General features: G+C 67.9%; 17 protein-coding genes. 11 read left to right on the top strand and 6 right to left on the bottom strand.

Annotated elements, in window-relative coordinates:
- Positions 1-43: 43 nt before the first annotated feature.
- From I2456_RS27760 to I2456_RS27810, 11 genes are all read left to right on the top strand, one after another.
- Entirely contained in the window at positions 44-592 is a 549-nt protein-coding gene (locus I2456_RS27760; protein WP_082952395.1) for a DUF2694 domain-containing protein, read from the top strand.
- Positions 589-2,310, top strand: coding sequence for a type VII secretion AAA-ATPase EccA (eccA, locus tag I2456_RS27765; protein ID WP_085075809.1), 1,722 nt, complete (start codon positions 589-591; stop codon positions 2,308-2,310). Before I2456_RS27760 ends, eccA begins: the two co-directional genes overlap by 4 nt.
- Positions 2,311-2,313: 3 nt before the next feature.
- Positions 2,314-3,759 carry a type VII secretion protein EccB gene (gene eccB, locus I2456_RS27770; protein WP_068158036.1) on the top strand — a complete coding sequence of 482 codons (1,446 nt, stop codon included), beginning with the start codon at positions 2,314-2,316 and terminating at the stop codon, positions 3,757-3,759.
- On the top strand, positions 3,756-6,041 hold the full coding sequence (gene eccCa, locus I2456_RS27775; protein ID WP_085075808.1) for a type VII secretion protein EccCa: 2,286 nt from the start codon (positions 3,756-3,758) through the stop codon (positions 6,039-6,041). The genes eccB and eccCa overlap by 4 nt, the downstream gene beginning before the upstream one ends.
- The gene (eccCb, locus tag I2456_RS27780; protein WP_085075807.1) at positions 6,038-7,813 is read left to right on the top strand and encodes a type VII secretion protein EccCb; all 1,776 of its coding nucleotides are present in this window, start codon (positions 6,038-6,040) and stop codon (positions 7,811-7,813) included. The genes eccCa and eccCb overlap by 4 nt, the downstream gene beginning before the upstream one ends.
- 188 nt (positions 7,814-8,001) lie before the next feature.
- The gene (locus I2456_RS27785; RefSeq protein ID WP_085075816.1) at positions 8,002-9,105 is read left to right on the top strand and encodes a PPE family protein; all 1,104 of its coding nucleotides are present in this window, start codon (positions 8,002-8,004) and stop codon (positions 9,103-9,105) included.
- 91 nt (positions 9,106-9,196) lie between these two features.
- Positions 9,197-9,499: a type VII secretion system ESX-1 WXG100 family target CFP-10 gene (esxB, locus tag I2456_RS27790; protein ID WP_068034020.1), complete on the top strand. Its 303-nt coding sequence runs from the start codon at positions 9,197-9,199 to the stop codon at positions 9,497-9,499.
- 36 nt (positions 9,500-9,535) lie between these two features.
- Positions 9,536-9,823 carry a type VII secretion system ESX-1 WXG100 family target ESAT-6 gene (gene esxA, locus I2456_RS27795; protein ID WP_068034018.1) on the top strand — a complete coding sequence of 96 codons (288 nt, stop codon included), beginning with the start codon at positions 9,536-9,538 and terminating at the stop codon, positions 9,821-9,823.
- Between the two features lie 113 nt (positions 9,824-9,936).
- A complete protein-coding gene (locus I2456_RS27800; protein WP_163703886.1) occupies positions 9,937-11,862 on the top strand; it encodes a MinD/ParA family ATP-binding protein in 1,926 nt (641 codons plus the stop codon).
- Positions 11,859-13,394: a type VII secretion integral membrane protein EccD gene (gene eccD / locus I2456_RS27805; protein ID WP_085073294.1), complete on the top strand. Its 1,536-nt coding sequence runs from the start codon at positions 11,859-11,861 to the stop codon at positions 13,392-13,394. The genes I2456_RS27800 and eccD overlap by 4 nt, the downstream gene beginning before the upstream one ends.
- Before the next feature lie 92 nt (positions 13,395-13,486).
- The gene (locus tag I2456_RS27810; protein WP_068023906.1) at positions 13,487-14,263 is read left to right on the top strand and encodes a hypothetical protein; all 777 of its coding nucleotides are present in this window, start codon (positions 13,487-13,489) and stop codon (positions 14,261-14,263) included.
- Positions 14,264-14,323: 60 nt separating this feature from the next.
- Here the strand turns inward: I2456_RS27810 and I2456_RS27815 are convergent, their stop codons facing one another.
- The 6 genes from I2456_RS27815 to mycP all read right to left on the bottom strand — a co-directional run bounded on the left by I2456_RS27815 (position 14,324) and on the right by mycP (position 22,355).
- Positions 14,324-15,226 (bottom strand): YoaK family protein, encoded by a 903-nt coding sequence (locus I2456_RS27815; RefSeq protein ID WP_085073293.1) that lies wholly within the window; start codon positions 15,224-15,226, stop codon positions 14,324-14,326.
- A gap of 95 nt (positions 15,227-15,321) precedes the next feature.
- Positions 15,322-17,613: a secretion protein EspK gene (locus I2456_RS27820; RefSeq protein ID WP_085073292.1), complete on the bottom strand. Its 2,292-nt coding sequence runs from the start codon at positions 17,611-17,613 to the stop codon at positions 15,322-15,324.
- A gap of 165 nt (positions 17,614-17,778) precedes the next feature.
- Positions 17,779-18,117 (bottom strand): YbaB/EbfC family nucleoid-associated protein, encoded by a 339-nt coding sequence (locus tag I2456_RS27825; protein WP_068024271.1) that lies wholly within the window; start codon positions 18,115-18,117, stop codon positions 17,779-17,781.
- 5 nt (positions 18,118-18,122) lie between these two features.
- Entirely contained in the window at positions 18,123-19,520 is a 1,398-nt protein-coding gene (gene espB, locus I2456_RS27830; protein WP_085073291.1) for an EspB family ESX-1 secretion system-associated protein, read from the bottom strand.
- A 100-nt stretch (positions 19,521-19,620) separates the two neighbouring features.
- Positions 19,621-21,018, bottom strand: a complete 1,398-nt coding sequence (gene eccE, locus I2456_RS27835) for a type VII secretion protein EccE (protein ID WP_085073290.1) — start codon at positions 21,016-21,018, stop codon at positions 19,621-19,623.
- Positions 21,015-22,355, bottom strand: coding sequence for a type VII secretion-associated serine protease mycosin (gene mycP / locus I2456_RS27840; RefSeq protein ID WP_085073289.1), 1,341 nt, complete (start codon positions 22,353-22,355; stop codon positions 21,015-21,017). The genes eccE and mycP overlap by 4 nt, the downstream gene beginning before the upstream one ends.
- Between the last annotated feature and the right edge of the window lie 140 nt (positions 22,356-22,495).

Below are 22,495 nucleotides of genomic sequence, written 5' to 3' on the forward strand. Positions count from 1 at the left end.
CCCGCAACTCTTGCCGCACCAAGTTGAAGAAAGGACCGCCATAGTGGACCTGCCCGGGAACAATTACGACACCGACGATCTCGGCGCGCTGGATTTCTCCGGCGGGGCCACCACCCAGGAGTCGTCCCTCGACGCGCTGGATGGGTACGCGCCGGTCGGCGCCGACGACTCCGGAACCGAACTGGAAGCGCTACACGGGCTCACCGAGAAGGACGAAGAGCCCGACTTCGAGCTGTTCACCGTCACCAACCCCCAGGGTTCGGTATCGGTGACGGCGCTCATGGGCGGCATCATTCAGCAGGTCACCGTGACAGACAAAGCATCGACCATGTCGGAATCGGGACTCGCCGAAGAGATCTTCGTGATCGCCGACCTGGCCCGGCAGAAGGCCCGCGCGGCCCAGCACACCCTGATGCTCGAGACCATGCAGGAGGCCGCGGGCGAAGGCACCGAGGAAAGCGCCCTGTTGCGTGAGTTCGTCGGTATGACGCTCAATCTCCCCACTCCCGAAGAGGCGGCCGCAGCCGAAGCCGAAGTGTTCGCTAGTCGTTACGACGTTGATTACACGGCCCGCTACAACGGTGATCAATGACTGATCGCCTGGCCGGCCTGTTCGAGAGTGCCGTCGGCATGCTGCCGTTGTCGGAGGCGCGGTCTCTGGACATGTTCACCGAGATCACCGATTACGACGAGTCGGCGTGTGACGCCTGGGTCGGCCGGATCCGGTGCGGTGACACCGATCGGGTGACGCTGTTTCGCGCCTGGTACTCGCGCCGCAACTTCGGGCAACTGTCCGGTTCGGTGCAGATCTCGATGAGCACGCTCAACGCCCGGGTGCCCATCGGCGGCCTCTACGGCGACATCACCTACCCGGTCACCTCGCCGCTGGCGATCACCATGGGCTTCGCGGCTTCCGAAGCGGCGCAAGGCAACTACGCCGACGCGCTGGAAGCCATCGAGGCCGGCGCGCTCGGCGGCTCCGAGCATCTGGCGTCCTGGCTCAAAGCCGTGATCTACGGGGCGGCGCAACGGTGGACCGAGGTCATCGACGAAGTCAAGGGCGCCGGGAAGTGGCCGGACAAATTCTTGACCGGCGCCGCGGGTGTGGCACACGGGGTGGCCGCGGCCAACCTCGGCTTGTTCACCGAAGCCGAGCGCCGACTCACCGAAGCCAACGACTCCCCCGCCGGTGAAGCCTGCGCACGCGCCATCGCCTGGTATCTGGCCATGGCCCGGCGCAGCCAAGGCAACGAGGACGCCGCGGTCGCGTTGTTGGAGTGGTTGCAGACAACGCATCCCGGTCCGGAAGTGGCGGCGGCGCTCAAGGATCCGTCTTACCGGCTGAAGACCACGACCGCCGAACAGATCGCCTCTCGCTCGGATCCATGGGACCCGGGCAGCGTCGTGACGGACAATTCCGGTCGCGAAAAACTGCTCGCCGAGGCGCAAGCCGAACTCGACCGGCAGATCGGGCTGAGCCGGGTCAAGAACCAGATCGAAAGATACCGGGCGGCAACGCTATTGGCCCGGGTGCGCGCCGCCAAGGGGATGAAGGTCGCGCAGCCCAGCAAGCACATGATCTTCACCGGGCCACCTGGCACCGGTAAGACAACCATCGCGCGAGTGGTCGCGAACATCTTGGCCGGGCTGGGCGTGATCGCCGAACCCAAGCTCGTCGAGACTTCGCGGAAGGACTTCGTCGCCGAATACGAGGGGCAGTCGGCGGTCAAGACGGCGAAGACGATCGATCAGGCGATGGGCGGCGTGCTGTTCATCGACGAGGCCTACGCACTGGTGCAGGAACGCGACGGGCGCACCGACCCGTTCGGACAGGAGGCAATGGACACGCTGCTGGCGCGGATGGAAAACGACCGCGACCGGCTGGTGGTGATCATCGCCGGCTACAGCAATGACATCGACCGGCTGCTGGAAACCAACGAGGGGCTGCGGTCCCGCTTCGCCACCCGCATCGAGTTCGACACCTACACCGCCGAGGAGCTACTCGAAATCGCGAGAGTGATTGCCGCAGGCAACGATTCGACGTTGAGTGCCGAAGCGGCCGACAAGTTCCTGGAAGCGGCCAAGATGCTGCACGACCGGACGGTGCGGGGCCGGGCAGCCCTGGACATCGCCGGAAACGGCCGCTACGCACGGCAACTGGTTGAGGCCGCCGAACAGTGCCGGGACATGCGGCTGGCCCAAGGTTTGGACATCGAAGCTCTCGACGTAGAGCGACTGCAAGAGATCAACGGCGCAGACATGGCCGAGGCGATCGCCGCGGTGCATGCACACCTCAACATGAGAGAGTGACACATGGGGCTTCGCCTGACCACCAAGGTTCAGGTTAGCGGCTGGCGCTTCCTGCTCCGCCGGGTCGAGCATGCGATCGTGCGGCGCGACACCCGCATGTTCGACGATCCCCTGCAGTTCTACAGCCGCTCGGTGGGCCTCGGGATCATCATCGCGGTGTTGATCCTCGTCGGCGCCGGGCTGCTGGCCTACTTCAAGCCCCAGGGAAAGCTCGGTGGCACAAACCTTCTCACCGACCGCTCCACCAACCAGCTGTATGTGATCCTGTCCGGTCAGCTGCACCCGGTCTACAACCTGACCTCCGCGCGGCTGGCGCTGGGCAACCCGGACTCCCCCGCCGCCGTGAAGTCCTCGGAGCTGAGCAAGCTGCCGCTGGGTCAAACCATTGGCATACCCGGCGCCCCCTATGCGACACCGGTTTCCGGTGACAGCAATTCGACGTGGACGCTGTGTGACACCGTGGCCCGACCCAACACCGCCTCGGTGTCGGTGCAGACGTCGGTACTGGCAATGCCGTTGCTGATCGATGCCTCGGTCGATCCGGTCGACGCGAACGAGGCGATGCTGGCCACCTACCAGGGCCAGACGTGGATCATCACCGCCAAAGGCCGCCACTCGATCGACCTCAACGACCGCGCCCTGACCTCGGCCATGGGCATACCGGTCACCGCGACGGCCGTCCCCATCTCCGAGGGCATGTTCAATGCGCTGCCCGCCATGGGCGCCTGGGAACTGCCGCCGATACCCAATGCCGGACAACCCAACACCCTGGACTTGCCCGATGATCTGGTGATCGGGTCGGTGTTCCAGCTCCGGACGGTCAACGGACCGCGCTACTACGTGGTGTTGCCCGACGGCATCGCCCAAGTGAACGCCACCACCGCAGCCGCGTTGCGCGCCACGCAATCTCATGGCTTGGTCGAGCCCCCGGCCATCGTTCCGAGCCTGGCCGTTCGCATCCCGGAGCGGGTGTACCCCTCCCCGCTGCCCAGCGAACCGCTCAAGATCATGTCCCGGCCCGAGGAGCCCACGCTGTGCTGGATGTGGGAACGCGGTGCGGGTGACCAAGCGCCCAAGACAACGGTGCTCTCCGGCCGACACCTCCCGATCGCGCCGGCGTCCATGCACACCGGGATCAAGCAAATCAACGGCGCGGCAACGGTTTACCTCGACGGCGGCAAGTTCGTGCAGCTGCAGTCACCGGACCCCCGCTACGGGGAATCGATGTACTACATCGACCCGGAAGGGGTGCGTTATGGCGTGCCGAACGCCGATGCCGCCAAGGCGCTCGGCCTGGGTTCGCCCAAAACGGCGCCCTGGGAAGTCATTCGCCTCCTGGTCGATGGACCGGTGCTGTCCAAAGATGCCGCCTTGCTCGAGCACGAGACGTTACCCGCCGATCCCAATCCCCGAAAAGTTCCCGCTGGAACCCCCGGAGCGCCGCAATGACAACCAAGAAGTTCACGCCCACCATCACTCGCGGTCCTCGGCTGACCCCGGGGGAAATCAGCCTGACCCCACCCGATGACCTGGGCATCGACATACCGCCGTCGGGGGTGCAGAAAGCGCTGCCCTATGTGATGGGCGGCTGCATGCTCGGCATGATCGCGATCATGTTCGCCGGCGGCAAGCAGCTGTCGCCGTACATGCTGATGATGCCGCTGATGATGGTCATGATGATGGTCGGCGGCATGGCCGGCGGCACCGGTGGCGGCGGCAAGAAAGTCCCCGAGATCAACGCCGACCGCAAGGAGTACCTGCGGTACCTGGCCGGGCTGCGCGGACGCGTGACGTCGTCGGCCAGCTCCCAGGTGGCGTTCTTCTCCTACCACGCACCGCATCCCGAGGACCTGCTGTCCATCGTCGGCACCCAGCGGCAGTGGTCACGCCCGGCCAACAGCGACTTCTACGCCGCCACCCGCATCGGCATCGGAGACCAGCCGGCCGTCGACCGGCTGTTGAAGCCCGCCGTCGGCGGCGAACTGGCCGCCGCCACCGCAGCACCGCAGCCATATCTGGAACCGGTGAGCCACATGTGGGTGGTGAAGTTCCTGCGCACCCACGGACTCATCCACGACTGCCCAAAGCTGGTGCAGCTGCGCACCTTTCCCACTATCGCAATCGGCGGCAGCCGCCCGGGCGCCGACCGGTTGCTGACGGCGATGATCTGCCATCTGGCGGTGTTCCATCCGCCGGACCTGCTGCAGATCCGCGTGCTCACCGACGATCCCGACGACCCCGACTGGTCCTGGCTCAAATGGCTTCCGCACGTCCAACATCAGACCGAGACCGACGCCGCGGGCCCGGTGCGGATGATCTACAGCCGCCCCGACGCGCTGGCCGACCTGGCCGCCCGCGGCCCGCACGCACCCGACACGCTGCCCACCGGCCCCTACGTCGTGGTCGTCGACCTCACCGGCGGCAAGGCGGGCTTCCCGCCCGACGGCCGGGCCGGAATGACGGTGCTGACGCTGGGCAACCACCGCGGATCGTCGTACCGCATCCGGGTCGCCGACGACGGGACCGCGGACGACCGGCTGCCCGGCCAGCAGTTCCGCCTGGTCACCTCGACGGCCGACGGCATGACACCCCAGCAGGCCAACCGCCTGGCGCGCAAGCTGGCCGGCTGGTCGATCACCGGAACCATCCTCGACAAGACCCAACGCGTCCAGAAGAAGGTCGCCACCGACTGGCACCAGCTGGTCGGCGCCAAGAGTGTCGAGGAAATCACGCCCGCGCGCTGGCGGATGTACACCGACACCGACCGGGACCGGCTGAAAATCCCGTTCGGACATGAGCTCAAAACCGGCAACGTCATGTACCTGGACATCAAGGAGGGCGCGGAGTTCGGGGCCGGCCCGCACGGCATGCTCATCGGGACCACCGGGTCGGGTAAGTCGGAGTTCTTGCGCACCCTGATCCTGTCGCTGGTGGCCATGACGCACCCCGATCAGGTCAATCTGCTGCTCACCGACTTCAAGGGCGGCTCGACTTTCCTGGGCATGGAGAAGCTTCCGCACACGGCCGCCGTCGTCACCAACATGGCCGAAGAAGCCGAGCTGGTCAGCCGAATGGGCGAGGTACTGACCGGCGAACTGGACCGGCGCCAGACGATTCTGCGGCAGGCCGGCATGAAAGTCGGTGCCGCGGGCGCTCTTTCCGGTGTGGCCGAGTACGAGAAGTATCGCGAGCGTGGCGCCGATTTGCCGCCGCTGCCAACGCTTTTCGTGGTCGTCGACGAGTTCGCCGAATTGTTGCAAAGCCATCCGGACTTCATCGGGCTGTTCGACCGGATCTGCCGGGTGGGCCGCTCGCTGCGGGTGCACCTGCTGCTGGCCACCCAGTCATTGCAGACCGGCGGCGTCCGGATCGACAAGCTGGAGCCCAACCTGACCTACCGAATCGCCCTGCGTACCACCAGCTCTCACGAGTCCAAGGCCGTGATCGGCACGCCGGAGGCCCAGTACATCACCAACAAAGAAAGCGGTGTGGGCTTCCTTCGGGTGGGCATGGAAGACCCGGTCAAGTTCAGCACCTTCTACATCAGCGGCCCTTACGTGCCACCGGCCGGCGCCGAGACCAACGGTGACGGCAGTGGACCCAGCCGGCAGGTCGGCAAGCAAGCCGTGCGGATCCGCCAGTTCACCGCGGCACCCGTCGTCGACGAGGTGACGACCAACGGAGCAGTCAACGGCGAAGTGCCCGCCATCGAGGAGGCGCTGTCACGATGACCACCCAGGAGACGCGCACGCTGCGCGAGGTGGTGCTGGACCAACTCGGCACCGCCGAATCCCGCGCCTACAAGATGTGGCTCCCGCCGCTGATCAACCCCACGCCGCTCAACGAGCTACTCGCCCAAGACCGGCAGCGTCGGCCGTTGCGCTTCGCGCTGGGCATCATGGACGAGCCGCGCCGTCATCTCCAGGACACCTGGGGAGTAGACGTTTCGGGGGCCGGCGGCAACATCGGCATCGGCGGCGCGCCGCAGACCGGGAAGTCGACGCTGCTGCAGACGCTGGTGATGTCGGCTGCCGCCACGCACTCACCGCGCAATGTGCAGTTCTACTGCATCGACTTCGGTGGCGGTGGCCTGATCTACCTGGAGAACCTGCCGCACGTCGGCGGCGTCGCCAACCGCTCCGAGCCGGACAAGGTCAACCGCGTGGTCGCCGAGATGCAATCGGTCATGCGGCAGCGCGAAATCTCGTTCAAGGAGAACCGGGTCGGCTCGATCGCCGTGTACCGGCAACTGCGCGACGACCCCAATCAACCCGTGGCCGCCGACCCGTACGGCGACGTGTTCTTGATCATCGACGGCTGGCCCGGCTTCATCGGCGAATTCCCCGACCTCGAAGGGCAGGTCCAGGACCTGGCCGCACAAGGCTTGGCGTTCGGCGTGCACGTCGTCATCTCCACGCCGCGCTGGACCGAGCTCAAATCCCGCGTGCGCGACTACCTGGGCACCAAGATCGAGTTCCGGCTCGGCGATGTCAACGAGACCCAGATCGACCGGATCACCCGCGATATCCCGGCGAATCGCCCGGGCCGCGCGGTGTCCATAGAGAAGCATCACCTGATGATCGGTGTGCCGCGGTTCGACGGCGTGCACAGCACCGACAACCTGGTCGAGGCAATCACCGCGGGGGTGTCCCAGATCGCCGCGCAGACCACCGAGCAGGCACCGCCGGTCCGCGTGCTGCCCGACCGCATCCATCTTCACGAGCTCGACCCCAATCCGCCTGGCCCGCAGTCCGATTACCGCACTCGCTGGGAGATCCCGGTGGGGCTGCGCGAGACGGATCTGACGCCGGCCTACGCGCACATGCATTCCAACCCGCACTTGCTCATCTTCGGTGCGGCCAAGTCGGGTAAGACGACGATCGCTCACGCCATCGCGCGGGCCATCTGCGCCCGCAACAGTCCGGACCAGGTTCGGTTCATGCTCGCCGACTACCGCTCCGGGCTCCTGGACGCGGTACCGCAGTCGCATCTGCTCGCCGCCGGCGCCATCAACCGCAACAGCGCCAGCCTGGACGAGGCCGTCAAGGCGCTGGCGGTCAACCTGAAAAAGCGGCTGCCGCCGACCGACCTGACAACGGCACAATTGCGCAGCCGTTCCTGGTGGAGCGGATTCGATGTCGTATTGCTCGTCGACGATTGGCACATGATTGTCGGCGCCGCTGCCGGGATGCCGCCAATGGCACCTTTGGCGCCGTTATTGCCGGCCGCGGCCGATATTGGCTTGCACATCATTGTCACCTGTCAGATGAGCCAGGCCTACAAGGCGACGATGGACAAGTTCGTCGGCGCCGCTTTCGGGTCCGGCGCACCCACCTTGTTCCTCTCCGGCGAGAAGCAGGAGTTCCCGTCAAGTGAGTTCAAGGTCAAGCGTCGGCCCCCTGGCCAGGCGTTTCTCGTCTCTCCGGACGGGAAGGAGGTCGTCCAAGCGCCCTACATCGAGCCGCCAGAAGAAGTGTTCTCAGCACCCCCGAACCCCGGTTAGGATTATTTCACCCGGCAATGCGGGACCGAGATCACCGAGGTAATCCAGCCCGGTCAGCGGTGCACCACCGGGTTTGTTTCCGGCCATAACTGAACAGTTTCAGTCCGATTTACCAATTCAAAAGATCGACGAAGAACGCACCCCGGAAAAATTGCACAACTGCGCATTGAAGAAAGGAGCAGATGACCATGTTCTGGCACGCCTTGCCACCAGAAATCAACACCGGACGCCTGATGGCCGGCGCGGGCGCTGCTCCGATGCTGGCCGCAGCCATGGGGTGGGAGGCGCTGGCGGCCGCTCTGGACTCGCAAGCCGTCGAACTCACCGCGCGACTCAACTCCCTCGGTGAGGCGTGGACCGGTGGCAGCAGCGACAAGGCGATCGCGGCCGCGCTGCCGATGGTGACCTGGCTGCAAACCGCGTCGACGCAGGCCAAGACGCGCGCGGTGCAGGCCGCGGCGCAGGCGGCCGCGTACACCCAAGCGATGGCGACGACTCCCTCGCTGGCCGAGATCGCGGCCAACCACATCACCACGGCGGTCCTCGTCGCGACCAACTTCTTCGGAATCAACACCGTCCCAATCGCTTTCAACGAGATGGACTACTTCATCCGGATGTGGACTCAGGCCGCCCTTGCGATGGACGTCTATCAGGCCGAGACCATCGCCAACACGATGTTCGAGAAACTCGAGCCGATGACGGCGATCCTGGATCCCGGCACCAGCCAGAGCATGACCTCGAGCCCGATCATGGGCATGGCCCCCAAGCTCGGCAGCGTCGCGCCGGGCCAGGTGGAGGCCACGGCCGGCCAGCTCGCGGAAATGAGCGGCCCCATGCAACAACTGGCTCAGCCGGTGCAGCAGGTGTCGTCGATGTTCAGCCAGATGGGCAGCTCCGGCGGCAGCAGCAGTGGACTGGGCGAAAACGAAGGCGCCCAAATGGGTCTGCTGGGCACCAGCCCGTTGTCGAACCACCCGCTGGCGGGTGGTTCGGGACCGAGCACCGGCGCCGGCCTGCTGCGGGCGGAGTCGCTGCCCGGGGCGGGCGGGACGTTGGCCCGTACACCGCTGATGTCCGGACTGATCGAGAAGCCCGCTTCCCCCGCGATGATGCCGGCCGCGGCGGCCGGGCCTGCGACCACCGGCGGTGCGGCTCCGGTGGGCGCCGGTGCTTTGGGTCAGGGTGCTGGCTCCGGCGGCTCGACCCGGCCGGGGCTGGCCGCGCCGGCGCCGCTCAGTCAAGAAAACGATGAGCACGAAGAGGACGACTGGGACGACCAGGACGACTGGTGACCGCCTTCAGTCACAACAGACTTCCCGGCCAACCGGGCCGGAAGACTTGCCAACAATGGCGAGGCACAGAGAAAAGAGAAAGTAGTCCAGCATGGCAGAGATGAAGACCGATGCCGCTGCCCTCGCGCAAGAGGCAGGTAACTTCGAACGAATTTCCGGTGACCTGAAGACGCAGATCGACCAGGTCGAGTCGACTGCAGGTTCGCTGCAGAGCCAGTGGCAGGGCGCGGCGGGCCAGGCCGCTCAGGCCGCGGTGGTGCGCTTCCAGGAGGCGGCCAACAAGCAAAAGGCCGAACTCGACGAGATTTCGACCAACATTCGCCAGGCCGGCGTCCAATACTCCCGGGCCGACGAGGAGCAGCAGCAAGCGTTGTCCTCGCAAATGGGCTTCTGATCATCCCCCGATACCAATAAGAAACGGAGCATAAACATGACAGAACAGCAGTGGAATTTCGCGGGTATCGAGGCCGCGGCCAGCGCCATTCAGGGAAACGTCACCAGCATCCACTCCCTGCTCGACGAGGGCAAGCAGTCGCTCACCAAGCTGGCGGCGGCCTGGGGCGGTAGCGGTTCCGAGGCCTACCAGGGCGTTCAGCAGAAGTGGGACGCCACCGCGCAGGAGCTGAACAACGCTCTGCAGAACCTCTCGCGCACCATCAGCGAGGCCGGTCAGGCCATGCAGTCGACCGAGGGCAACGTGACCGGGATGTTCGCATAAGACACCCCGCATACGCGTAGAATACCGAAGCACGAGATCGGGCGAGCTCAACCATTTAGGGATCTCGCCCCTTCTTGTGTTTTGTTCTTTTTGCGACCTTTCGAGAGGTTATTATGCCGGCCGACTATGACGAGCTATTTCGGCCGGCGCAGGGTTCGGATGCTCCATACGACGACGCTGAGCAAACATTTTTCGATCCCAACTCCGGCTATCCGCCGCCGACCAAAACCAACGGCGACGCCGTGTCCGCGCCACCCGTCGCCTGGTCGAACGACCAGGCACCCGCGCCGGCCGCGCCCGAACCACCCCCCGCGCCGCCACTGCCGCCTCCCGTCTTCTTAGGCGCCCCGCCGGAGAATCCCGAACCGCCGCCGGCCCCACCCGAAATGCCGCCACCGCTGCCCGAGCCGCCGGTCGCAGGTCCCGCGGCACCCAAGTCGGCTCGCCCGCCGATGCCGATCGGCGCACGCCCACCCGGGTCCGACGAGAATCCCGCCGAGCCGCCCCCGATGCCCGTCGACGCTGCGCCCACCGAAGAGCCGGTGCCCGAGCAGGAGGACGTTTCGCCGGAACCGCCGGCCTCGGTCGAGCCGGTCGAGGCGCCCCAAGCGTCCGAAGCGCCGCCCCCGGACCCGCCCCCGCCACCAGCGCAGCCCGCCGCGCAGGCACCACCGGCAGCACCCGCCCCGCCTATGCCCATCGGCGGTGCCGCGCCGCCGCGCCCCCAACCGCCGCGACCGCCCAGTGTCGAGCCCACGCCGCCGCCACCGCGCCCCGCGCCGCCGTCCCGGCACGCCCCCGCGCCGGAAACCGCGGCGCGCAGGGTGCGCGTGAGCGACTTGATACCACCGGTGCCACCAGGCTCCGAAGCTGCCCCGCCCCGGGCACGGCGGGCACACCGCTATCGCGAGACCGACGACGACCCAACAACCGCTGCGCCCATACCCCCGCCGACGCGCGCGGCGGCGCCGGCACCACCCAACGGCGGACCCGGGTTCAATTGGTTGCCCTCGACCGAAGCCCCTGCGCCACAACAACTTCCACCTGAGCCGAACGGAGGTCGGCGCCCGGGTAATCCGCCGCCCGGGCCGACCAGAGCACAAGCCCCGGTGCTGCCGGCCCCGACGCAGCCGGCCCCGCCGGCCAAGAAGGCGGCCAAACCGATCCCGCAGCGCGGCTGGCGGGGTTGGGTGTACCGGGTCACCCGCATCAACCTGGGCCTGTCGCCCGACGAAAAATATGAGTTGGAATTGCGCGCCCGGGTCAGCCGCAGGCCGCGCGGCTCGTATCAGATCGGTGTGCTCGGGCTCAAGGGCGGCGCGGGCAAGACCACTACGACGGTGACCCTCGGAACCACCTTGGCACAGGTTCGCGGTGACCGAATCCTGGTGCTCGACGCCGACCCGGGCTGCGGCAATCTGGCCGAGCGGACGGGTCGTTCCTCTCCCGCGTCGATCGCCGATCTTGTTGCGGCCAAAGACGTTTCCCACTACAACGACGTCCGCGCCCATACCAGCGTCAATGGCGCCAACCTGGAGATTCTGCCCGCGGAGGATTATACCGCCGCACAACGCGGCCTCAGCGGCGAAGACATGCGCTACGCGGTCACCACCGTGTCGAAGTTCTACAACCTGGTGCTGGCCGACTGCGGGGCTGGTCTCTTCGACCCCGTGACCCGCGGCGTCTTGGACACCGCGTCCGCGGTCGTCATCGTCACCAACGTGTCGGTGGACAGCGCGCGCCAAGCCGCGGCAGCACTGGAGTGGTTGCAGCGCAACGGCTTTCAGGACCTGCTGAGCCGCGCCTGTGTGGTGGTCAACCATGTGGCGCAAGGCGAGACCAACGTCGCCGAGAAGGAGTTGGTGCGCCGCTTCGAACAACAGGTCCAACCCGGCCGCGTCATTGTCCTGCCGTGGGACAAGCACATCGCCGCCGGGACCGAGATCCAGCTCGACCAACTCGACCCGCTGTATCGGCGGCGGGTTCTCGAGCTGGCCGCTGCCTTGTCCGACGATTTCGAAAGGGCGGGACGTCGTTGAGCGCACCCGTTGTTGCTGCCGGCTCGACCGCTGCGGGGGCGGCTTCGGCCAAACCCGCCAGCACCCGAGTGACCATCCTCACCGGTAGACGGATGACCGATCTGGTGCTGCCGGCCGCCGTGCCGATCGAGACCTATATCGACGAGACGGTCGCCGTTCTGGCCGATCTGCTGGAAGACACTCCCGCGGATGTGTTGGCCGGCTTCGACTTCGCCGCCCAAGGAGTGTGGACGTTCGCCCGGCCCGGCGCCCCGCCGTTGAAACTCGACCAGTCCCTCGACGAGGCCGGGGTGGTCGACGGGTCGCTGCTGACCTTGGTGTCGGCGAGCCGCACCGAGCGGTACCGGCCGCTGGTCGAGGACGTCATCGACGCCATCGCGGTGCTCGACGAATCGCCGGAGTTCGACCGGGCGGCGCTCAACCGTTTCGTCGGTATAGCGATCCCCGTGTTGGCCTTTCCCCTCATAGCGGTCGCCATGCGGGCTTGGTGGTCGACGGGGCGCAGTGTGTTCTGGCCGATCGCCATCGCCGTTCTCGGCATTGCGGTACTGGTGGGTTCGTTTGTGGCCAAACGCTTTTACCGCAATGCGCACTTCTCGGAGTATCTGTTGTTGGCGGCCTACCCGCTGATCGCCGGCGCCGCGGCCATCGCCGTTCCCCTGCCGCGCGGGGTGAACTTGCTGGGCGCACCACAATTGGCCGCCGCGGCCACCGCCGTGTTCTTCCTGACCTTGTTGACCCGCGGCGGTCCTCGCCGCCGTCATGAAGCCGCGTCGTTCGTCGTCATCACCTCGATCGCGGTCACCGCCGCCGCGGTCGCCTACGGTTACGGCTACCAGCATTGGGTGCCGGCCGGCGCCATCGCCTTCGGGCTGTTCATCGTGACCAACGCCGCGAAATTGACTGTGGCCGTGGCACGTATCGCGCTGCCGCCGATTCCGGTGCCGGGCGAGACCGTCGACAACGAGGAACTGCTCGACCCGGTCACCGCCCAGGACGCCACCAACGAAGAGACGCCGACCTGGCAGGCGATCATCGCTTCAGCGCCGGCTTCGGCCGCCCGGCTGACCGAGCGCAGCCTGCTCGCCAAGCAACTGCTCATCGGCTACGTGGCGGCCGGAACGCTGATCCTGGCCGCCGGCGCGATCGCCGTGGTGGTGCACGGGCACTTCTTTGTGCACAGCTTGGTGGTGGCCGGGTTGATCACCGCGATCTGCGGCTTCCGGTCCCGGTTGTACGCCGACCGCTGGTGTGCGTGGGCGTTGCTGGCAGCGACCGTGGCCATTCCCACCGGGCTGACGGCCAAGCTCAGCTTGTGGTACCCGCACTACGCCTGGATGTTCTTGGCCATCTATCTCGGCCTGGCCGTGGTGGCGCTCCTGGTGGTTGGGGCGACGGCGCAGGTCCGCCGCGTTTCGCCGGTGATGAAACGCATTCTGGAATTGATCGACGGCGCGATGGTCGCGTCCATCATTCCGCTGCTGCTGTGGATCACCGGTGTGTACGACATGGTGCGTAACCTGCGTTTCTGACGCGGGCACTGCACAACAAAATTGGCGCGGCCGACGCGACAACGGGCACGGTAAAATTTGCTCAATGCGTAATCAAGCGAAGGGATCTTGCGGTGGCTGAACCGTTGGCCGTCGATCCCGCCCGCCTGATTGCCGCCGGAAGCAAGCTGGCGGAGTTGGTGTTTCCGACGGCTCCCGCGCCGATCTCGGTAGCCGGGTCGGATCCGGTGTCGGCGGCGATCAACGAGACGATGCCCGGCATCGAGTCGCTGGTGTCCGACGGGCTGCCCGGGGTGACCGCCGCGCTCAAGCGCACCGCCACCAGCATGGCCACGGCCGCCGACATCTACGCCAAGGCCGACCAGTCGCTCGGGGAGGCGTTGACCCAATCACAATTCGGCGCCACCGCCCAGACCCTGCAGACCAACGGGGTGGCCGGCGCGGCGGCGGGTGTGACCGGACAGTCCGCTGGGCTGCTAGGGGCGCCCATGGGTGCGGCCGCAGCAGCTGGCGGGACCGTCGGCGCCGCGGTCGGTGCGCAGGCCGATGCACTCGCGCCGCGCGTCGCTGCGACAGTTCCCCAGATGGTGCAGTTGGCGCCGCAGGCCGGCCAATGGGCGCAGCAGGCGTCGCCGATCGCACAGACGGTTAGCCAGACGGCGCAGCAAGCCGGATCCCAAGGCGGCTCGCAAGGCGCTGCGCCGGCGCAGCTGGCCAGCGACACCAAGCCGCAGGACGAAGACACCAAGAAGGACGACGAGGAAGAGCACATCGGCGGCGACGAGGCGGCGGGTTCGGCAGAAGCCGCCGAGGGCGCTCGGCTGATAGGCAGCGTGCCGTTAGCGAGTCCCGCCGGTAGCGACCCGACGTCCCTCGCCGCTCCGCTCTGACACGTCGCCCGCGATCAGTCGACGGGAGCAATATCGGCCACCGCGAACGCAGCACAAGGGCTATGTGGCTTTCGCCGCGTCGTTGGAGGAATTCCCGACTGTGCCAGCGTTCGTCTCACCAGACGTCTTGAGTACTCGAACACGCGCGTCCGATCCAGCTTTGCTGTGCGTGGGGGGAAAACCGTCACGCGGGACACCGAGGCCCGCGCGTCGATGACTTTCTGGTGCCGAACCAACACGGTCGCCTGCGCCGAATCGGCGGTAGGCGACATTGGCCACCGCGAAGGCCGCACACGCGCACGCCGGGACAGTCAACGAGAAGCCGCCGAGCCGCGCGCCAATGAGCAGTCCTACCGTGCCGCCGCTGAGGAACAGCAACAAGGTGACCGTGAGCACGGTCGCTTTCAACTTGTCGATGCCGTTCTCGCGGCTGCGTCCCAATATCAGTCCCAGATCGGTGACGGTGCCGGTGAAGTGGGTGGTGCGGATCGCCATGCCACGGAAGCTCGATGTCAGCCCGTTCTGCATGCCCAGGGCGAGGGCCGCGAACATCGCCTGCACTACGGAGGGTTCGATACCGATCGATTCGATGGCGGCTCTGACCGCGGTCTCTTCCACACCGAAGGCGGCCAGCAGGAGAAAGACGGCTTCTCCGGTCAGGACGGCGGCATGACGCGGACCGGTCAACGCCTTGGTCGACCCGAGCAGCGCACCGGCGGTGGTGGCCCCGGCCAGGAAGCCGACCAGGATCGCCGCCAGCAGGTGACCCTCATACAGCCACGGGTTGGCCGTGTTCATACCGAGCTGAGTCGTCACTGCCGTCAGGTTGCCGACTGGAAACGCGAGGATCAGCAGCGCGACCGCGTTGACGTAACCGGCGTTGAGCGACAACAGTCCGCTGTAGAAAACCAGGAGTCCCTCTTTGGGCAGGAAGCCGACGCGGGGCGGATCAAACGGTGGCATCGGTGTCGAGGATCTGCTTGTCGGCCTTCATCTTTCGCGAGCCTAGCAACGGCGGCCGGGGCGCGCCCGGATCGCAAATCAAACTCACAGACTTCCTAGGAGGCGTCGGCCAGCGCGCTGTCCAGCAGACCCGCGACATGCCGCCAGTACAACCAGTCGGCAACCGCCGGACGCTGCGCCGCCGCATCGCCGGCCCGGTAGGCCTGATGCAGGGCGATCTCCTGGCAGTGCACGGCGTAGGCGCGGAACGCGCGCAGGTGCGCGACTTCGCGGCCCACGGCGGTGCTGGTCATCGGCTTCATCAGGTCGAACCACAGCATGTGTCGCTCGTCGTCGGGCACGTTGGCGTCCGCGGGAGCCGCCGGCAACAAGTCGAGCAGGTGCAGGTCGTCGGTGTCGGCGAGTTGGGCCGCCGCGGAGGGGTCGACGACCTCCAGCCGGGACCGGCCGACCATGTTGCCGGTTTCGGGGATGTCATCGGCTTCCAGGATGATCTTGGCCGCGCCGGGATCGGAGTTGGCCAGCTGCTCGGCGGTCCCGATCACCGCCCGCAGCTTGAGGTCGTGAAACGCCGCCCAGCCCTGCACGGCCAGCACCGGATACGTGGCGGTGCGCGCCTTCTCGTCGGGCGGCATCGCCCGGTCGGCACTGGCCAGATACACCTTGGCCGGTAGCTCCACGCCGTCGGGGATGTAGGCCAGGCCGTAGCTGTTGGCCACCACGATCGACCCGTCGGTGGTCACCGCGGTGATCCAGAAGAAGCCGAAGTCACCCTCGGTGATGCTGTTCGGCGCGTTGAGCGCCGCCGCGACCCGGCGCGCCAGCCGTAGCGGATCGGACTTACCGCCCCGGCCCCGTGAGGCGGCGGCGATCGCGTCGCGCGCTGCCCGCGCCGCCGAGACCGGGATGGACGGCGTCACGGTGACGTCGTCGGCGGGTTCGGATTTGTCCTTGGCGTGGTCGGGGGTTGGGCGCGTCGGAGGCGGCGCGGTGCGTGCCGAGGCAGGGCGCGTGCCGGGTGTTGCCGGTCCGCGACCGGCCGCTCCCAGCGGCGCCCGCCCGGAAGCTGCGCGGGAGGCCGCGCCCGATGCCGCGGCCGGTCCGGCGTTCTGGCTGGTCCCCGCCGCCGCGGCCGCCGCACCCGGGGCCGCGGATCCGGCCCGGCCGGCTACCGCAGGCATGCCACCGGCGGCCGCCGGCGCCACTGCAGCTGAGGTGTCGTCACCGTGCTGCGAGGGGGCGGTCCCGTGCGCCGGGGCCGCGGGTGCATCGGTGGCCGCCGCGGGCTTGACGTGCGCCGGCTCGGTGCCGGGGGTGGCCGGCGGGGAGGACTTGCCGCCCTCCCCCGGTGTGCCCGGCTGATCGGGTGCGGTGGGCGGCCCGCCCGGCGCCGCCGGCAGCTGCGGGCCGGGTGCGGGGGTTGCCGGATTCGACGGCGCCGGCGCAGGGCCCGGCGTCGGCGACCCCGGTGAGATCGGCGTGACCGGGCGCGGTGTCACCGGCTGAGCGGGTTCGGGTGCGTCCGGCTTGGGGTTCACCGGAGTGATCGGCGTGACCGGCTTGCCCGGAGTGACCGGCGGCTCTGGGGTCACGGGGGCCAGCGGCGGCAACGGGTTCACCGGCGTGATGGGGGTGACGGGGACTCCGGGGGTGACGGGCGTGACGGGTGCCGGGTCCACCGGACTGATCGGCGTGACCGGCTTGCCGGGAGTGACCGGCGGCCCCGGTGCGATCGGGTCGTACGGGTTGGCCGGAACCGGTTCGAACGGCGTCGGCGTCGGTGTGCCGGGCGACGGTGTGTTGGGGGCCGGCACCACCAGAGTCGGCACCTCCGGGGTGGGCGGGGTCACCTGGTGCAGCAGATCCTCGAGCGCGTTCTTCGGCGGTCTCCAGTTTTTCGACGCCAGCACCTGCTCTGCGGTTTCGGCGACCAGGCTGGTGTTCGCCGCGTGGGTCTCGCGCACCAGTGCGGTGATGGCGGTCTGTCGCTGTTCGGCGTCGAGTTCCGGATCGGTTTCCAGGATGCTGATCTGGCGCTGCGCACCGTCGACGTTGTTGCCGATATCGGCCTTGGCTTGCACCAATAGTCCGGCGATGTGCCGGTGCCAGGTGATGACCGTGGCGAGGTAGTCCTGCAGGGTGCTTATCTCGTTGAGGTTGGCGCCCAGGGCGCCGTTGGCGGCGTTGGCCGCGCCACCGGACCAGACCCCGCCGTCGAACACCTCGACCTGCTGGCGGCGGGTGCTGTCCATGACGTCGGTGACTTGGCGCAATACCTGGCTGTACTCCTGCGCCCGGTCGTACAGGGTGTCCTCGTCGGCTTCCGGCCAGCCGCCTGGTTCGAGCATCTGGCCGGCGTACTCGCCGGTGGGCCGCGGAATGCCCATCGCTACGCACCCCCCGAAGGGTTGAAGGCGGTGCGAATCGTCATGGTTACCAAGCCTATCCGAGGTCAACTGCTGGTCACTGCACCAATTTCGGGCCGGTGCCGAAACCCGAACCGCCTCGGGCGCTTTCCGATTCGTGCCCGACACGCTTGGCAGGGCGAAGGGTTAGACCACACCTCGGTTGGCGGCTTGCGACATGGCCGCCAGGGCCGCGGTCAGCTGCTCGCCCGCGGCGGCGTTGTAGGCGCTCGCGGCCGACTGTGCATGCGCCAGCGCCTCATTGACGCGCGCGCCGACCGCCTCGGCGCCGATCTCCTTGATCAGCCCGTCGTCGATGCGCACCCCGGTGAGCCATTGGTGGCCGTTGATCGTCACCTCGACGGTCTGGGCTTCGTCCGTGCCCCGGAAGGAGCCGGTGTTCATCTGATTCAGCGTGCCGTCCAGGGCGGACTGAAACTGTGCCGCTACGGCCAACGCTTGCGCGACGTGTGGGGGCATCTCCATACTGGTCACTTCGACTCCTTGCTGTCTTGCCGGCGGCGGTTGCCGATGACGGCCTCGGTCCACTCCCGGTCCTCGGTGTAAAGCGCTTCGTCATCCTGTTTGGCGCCTTTGGATTTCGAGCCGCCCTGCCCCTGCCCGTGGCCCCCCATCGGCATGCCCATGCCACCTCCGGCCATGCCGCTGCCGGCGGGAGCCTTGCCCGCACCGAATGCGCCGAGGTCACCGGCGCCGGCCGGACGCACCGAATCACCGGCCATTCCACCGGTCGCGGGCGCCAACGGCATGGACGGCACGCCGCCGCCTCCACCGCCGCCGCCACCGAGTGACATCGGTTTCATACCAGGGTCTTTCGGCAGACTCGCCGCGGCGTCCCGGGTGGCCGACGTGAGTTCGGCTGCGGCGCCGGCCGGCATCCCGCCACCGGCACCACCGGCGGTGGGCGGCATCATCGGTGGCTGCATACCGGTGCCGGCTTGTCCGCCGGTCGCGCCCGCGAATTGCATTACCTGGGAGGGGATTAACCCTTGCGGCTGCGGCGGTCCCGGCGGGTCGATCTTGACCGCTTTGGGCGGCTTGGCGATGTCGAGGCGGACGATCTGCGCCGCCTTGCTGCTGTATTCGCTCAGCGTCTCCTCGGAGGTGGCCTGGTACTGCGAGTACAACTTGATGGCTTCGGCTTTGTAGTTCGGGTCCTTGGCCATCTCTTCGAGTTTGGTGATGTCGGCCAGGGTGGGGTGTTTGCGCCGCGCATACAGCTGCAGCTGCGCCAGGAACCGCGCTTGCTTGGCCAATGCCGCGCTCATCTCCGACATGTACAGGATCCACTTCTGTTGATCCTCAAGGGATTGCGTGCAAGCCGCGGCGGCATCGCCTTCCCAGTTCTGGAAACCGCGGAATCGTTTGATGTCGCGTTGCAGCGCATAGTTCTGGGTGTCCCAGCCGTCGGCGAAGGCGCCCAGAGACCGGCCCTGGTCACCTGATTCCAGCTTGGTCGCCGCGGTCTTCAAGTCGGTGAAGTCGGGCTCCCCGGCTGTGTTCACCGACTGCCCGTCCTGCAGACCCGCCGAACTGTCCCCGCCGGCGCCGCCCGCCGATTCCCCCTCGACATGCCCTTCGCCGTCGCTGTTGAGCGCGGTCGCAGCGTCGTCGTCGACGTCTCCGTACGCCTTGGCCGCGTTGCGCAGGGAGGTCGCCAGGCGCTGGCGCTCCTTGCCGCCTGCGGTCAGGTATTCGCGCATGCTCTCGGCGTTGATGTCCAGTTGTAGCGCCGCGTTCTTGGCCGCGTTCAGGGCGCAGGGTGCCTGCGGGACATCGGTGGGGGGAACCGCCATCGGCGCTTCCACCTCGTCGGCCCGCGACAAGATCTCCTGCTGATCCACCTTCACGGTCTGCGGCTGGCTCATCGCGGATCAATCCTCCTTTGTGCTACAGCCATTATCGTCGCTGAAGCCGCAGGTTCCTGCACCAATTTTCGCGGCCGTACCGCCGCGCGACACCGGTTCGCTACTTGGGCAGCGCCATCTGGAAGCGGCTTTCCTCGGGAGGGGAAACCCGCCGGATCGGCAACTGGCGATGCCGCGGAGTGCTGATCATGTTGTGCCGCAAGACCACCCGGTCGATGCCGGGATGCGGGCCCAGGTAGGTGGTCGCGTGCGGCCACGCCACCTTGGCCTCCGGCCCGATCTGGGCGCCGATCAGCCGGGCGAACTGCTCGAAGTGCGGGCCGACGGTCACCACCGCACCCGCGGCCGCCGCGCGCACCGCGAACTGCGCGAAGGTCTGGGCGTCGCTGAGGTTGAGCGCGGCGTCGACGTCGTCGAACGGCATGTACACCGGGCAGCGGTTGACCGTTTCACCGATGAGCACACCGGCCGAGCCGATCGGTAACTGGCAGTGGCGATTGGCCACCAGGTTCTGGCCTTGCAGCGCCATGCGCTGCCCGCCGAACAAGCGGGAGAACCCGCGCGGAGTCTTCGGCTTGCCCGCCGTGGTCAGCAGCACCGTGGACCGCGGCGCCACGCCCGGCGCGACGCGCACCCGGGTGATGGTGTGGTCGGCGCGCGCCGACCACCACACGTCGGGACCGCCCGGCGCGGTGTAGGCGGCGGTGTAGGAGTCGCGGCCCTTGATCATCGACCACTTCTCCCGCACGAAGCCGATGTCGATGGCGTGGTCGTAGTCGTCAAAGCTGCGCCCGCACACCGCGTCGATGCCGTGGCTGGCCAAGGCGTCGGCGATGCGGGTGGCCGAGGCGACCAGATACCGGGCCAACCCGCTGAGGCCTTCGTCGCGGCGTTGCGCCGACTTGCGGGTGCGGTCCGGTTCGGCGCGCAACATGATCCAGCTGCGCCGGTTGGCCGGGGCCGGGTCGGCGCCGATCACTTGCTGGTAGAGGCTGACCACCTCGGGGCTGGCGGTGTTGCCGACGCGGTAGCCCGCCGACACCACGTCGGCCTCCAGGTCGGGGCAGTGGACGGTCAGCAGATCCTGCAGCAGCCGGGTGTCCAGCACGTCGTCGGTGTGGGCTGCCCCGTCGACGATGACGGTCGGGGTGAACGGGCGCGGTTTGAGTTCGATGACGGCGATCAGGTGATCGCGCCGCCACCGCACCGCCACGTGATCGCCGGGTTTGACCGTCGCGCCGACGACGGGTTCGGACGGGACCTCGGGCGGGCGGCGGTGCAGGCGCAGCCAACGGAACACCGTCGCGATCCAGCCGGTGACCCGGCGGCCGAAGAAGGTGACGAAGGCGATGATGGCCGCGACGGCCGCCACCGTGACGCCGATCCACCAGTGCCGGGTGTGCAGGAACCACAGGATGCATGCCGGGGCCAGGACCGCGACCACCAGCGCGTGGCCGGTGCTGAACCGCAGCCGCACCGGGCTGACGAAGGTTCTCATCGGCGCCTCAGCGCGCGCGTCAGCAGCGAGCCCAGCCCCAGCGCCAGGCTAAGGCCCAGAACGGAGAGCGCCACGATGGTGATCGGCCGGCGATCGGGGCCCGGCTGGATCACCGGGGCGGGCAGGCGCCGGACGTTGGGCTGGGCGGCGGCGGGCCCGGCCGGGACGTCCCAGGTCAGTGCCGCGACGGTGTTGATGACGCCGGCGCCGACGACGTTGTCCACTCCGCCGCCGGGGTGGCGTGCGGTGGCGGTGATGCGGTTCATCACCTGCACGGGGGTCAGGTCGGGGAACTTCTGGCGGATCAGCGCGGCCAGGCCGGAGACGTAGGCGGCGGCGAAGGAGGTGCCGGCGATGGGGACCGGACCTTCGCGGCCCTGCAGCGCGTTGACCGGATCGCCGCGGTCGCCGAGGGCGATGATGTTTTCCGCGGGCGCGGCGACGCCGACCCACGGCCCGTGCATGGAAAACGAACTGGGGCCACCGGTTTGGCCGATGCCGCCGACGGTCAGCACCAGCGGCGCGTACCAGGCGGGGGTGACGACGGTCTGCACCTTGTTCCAGCCGCGGGGGTCGTCGGGGGTGGAGGAGTCGGGCAGCGGGTTCTGCGAGCAGTCGCCGCCGACGTTGCCGGCCGCCACGACCACCACCGCGTTCTTGACGGTGACGGCGTAGTTGATGGCCGCGCCCAGGCTGACTTCGTCGATGGGCCGGGTGACCTTGTAGCAGGCGGCCTCGCTGATGTTGATGACGCCGGCACCGAGGTTGGCGGCGTGCACCACCGCGCGGGCCAGGCTGCGGATGGAGCCGGCGGCCGGGGTGGCGTTGGGGTCATTCGGATTGGGTTGGGTGCCAACGGGTTCGAACGCTTCGGAGGTCTGGCGGATGGAAAGGAGGCGCGCGTCTGGGGCGACGCCGACGTAGCCGTCGGTGGGTGCGGGCCGGCCGCCGATGATGGCCGCGGTGAGGGTGCCGTGCGAGTCGCAGTCGGACAGTCCGTTGCCGGCCTGGTCGACGAAGTCGCCGCCCGCCTCGGCCGGAACCCGCGGGGACGCGTCGACGCCGGTGTCGATGACGGCGACGGTGACACCGGCCCCGGTGGCGAACTTGTGGGCTTGAGCGACGTCGAGATAGCTGTCGCTCCACGGCGGGTCGTGAAAACTCGAATCCGGCAGCGTGGTCGGATCCGAGCACTGCACCCGCTGTTCGGTGGGCTGGTCGGGACCGGTCACATCGGGTGGCACGGCGGCCGGGTCGATGGCCGGCGGGGTGATGGCCGACGCGGAGGGCGCGGTGAACAACGCCAGCGCCACCGTCATCAGCACGATCCGGTGCACCCCGGAACCACTCCATCCATTGAGCCGCTGGGAAAAGTCTGCGAGAAGTTTAGACGTTGCTGGTGGGGAAACGGCGCTATTCGCGTCGGGCCGGGTGGCGCTGGGGTCGGATGTGCATCGTCGGCGCCGGGCGTCACACC

Origin of the sequence: Mycobacterium kubicae (genome assembly GCF_015689175.1) — a bacterium.
Lineage (GTDB): Bacteria > Actinomycetota > Actinomycetes > Mycobacteriales > Mycobacteriaceae > Mycobacterium > Mycobacterium kubicae.

Coding starts and splice junctions, on each gene's coding strand:
- espB (WP_085073291.1), bottom strand. CDS start 19,520: ATGAGCCAGCCGCAGACCGTGAAGGTGGATCAGCAGGAGATCTTGTCG.
- I2456_RS27800 (WP_163703886.1), top strand. CDS start 9,937: ATGCCGGCCGACTATGACGAGCTATTTCGGCCGGCGCAGGGTTCGGAT.
- eccCa (WP_085075808.1), top strand. CDS start 3,756: ATGACAACCAAGAAGTTCACGCCCACCATCACTCGCGGTCCTCGGCTG.
- eccE (WP_085073290.1), bottom strand. CDS start 21,018: ATGAGAACCTTCGTCAGCCCGGTGCGGCTGCGGTTCAGCACCGGCCAC.
- eccB (WP_068158036.1), top strand. CDS start 2,314: ATGGGGCTTCGCCTGACCACCAAGGTTCAGGTTAGCGGCTGGCGCTTC.
- I2456_RS27820 (WP_085073292.1), bottom strand. CDS start 17,613: ATGGGCATTCCGCGGCCCACCGGCGAGTACGCCGGCCAGATGCTCGAA.
- eccCb (WP_085075807.1), top strand. CDS start 6,038: ATGACCACCCAGGAGACGCGCACGCTGCGCGAGGTGGTGCTGGACCAA.
- I2456_RS27815 (WP_085073293.1), bottom strand. CDS start 15,226: ATGCCACCGTTTGATCCGCCCCGCGTCGGCTTCCTGCCCAAAGAGGGA.
- I2456_RS27785 (WP_085075816.1), top strand. CDS start 8,002: ATGTTCTGGCACGCCTTGCCACCAGAAATCAACACCGGACGCCTGATG.
- eccA (WP_085075809.1), top strand. CDS start 589: ATGACTGATCGCCTGGCCGGCCTGTTCGAGAGTGCCGTCGGCATGCTG.
- esxA (WP_068034018.1), top strand. CDS start 9,536: ATGACAGAACAGCAGTGGAATTTCGCGGGTATCGAGGCCGCGGCCAGC.
- esxB (WP_068034020.1), top strand. CDS start 9,197: ATGGCAGAGATGAAGACCGATGCCGCTGCCCTCGCGCAAGAGGCAGGT.
- I2456_RS27825 (WP_068024271.1), bottom strand. CDS start 18,117: ATGGAGATGCCCCCACACGTCGCGCAAGCGTTGGCCGTAGCGGCACAG.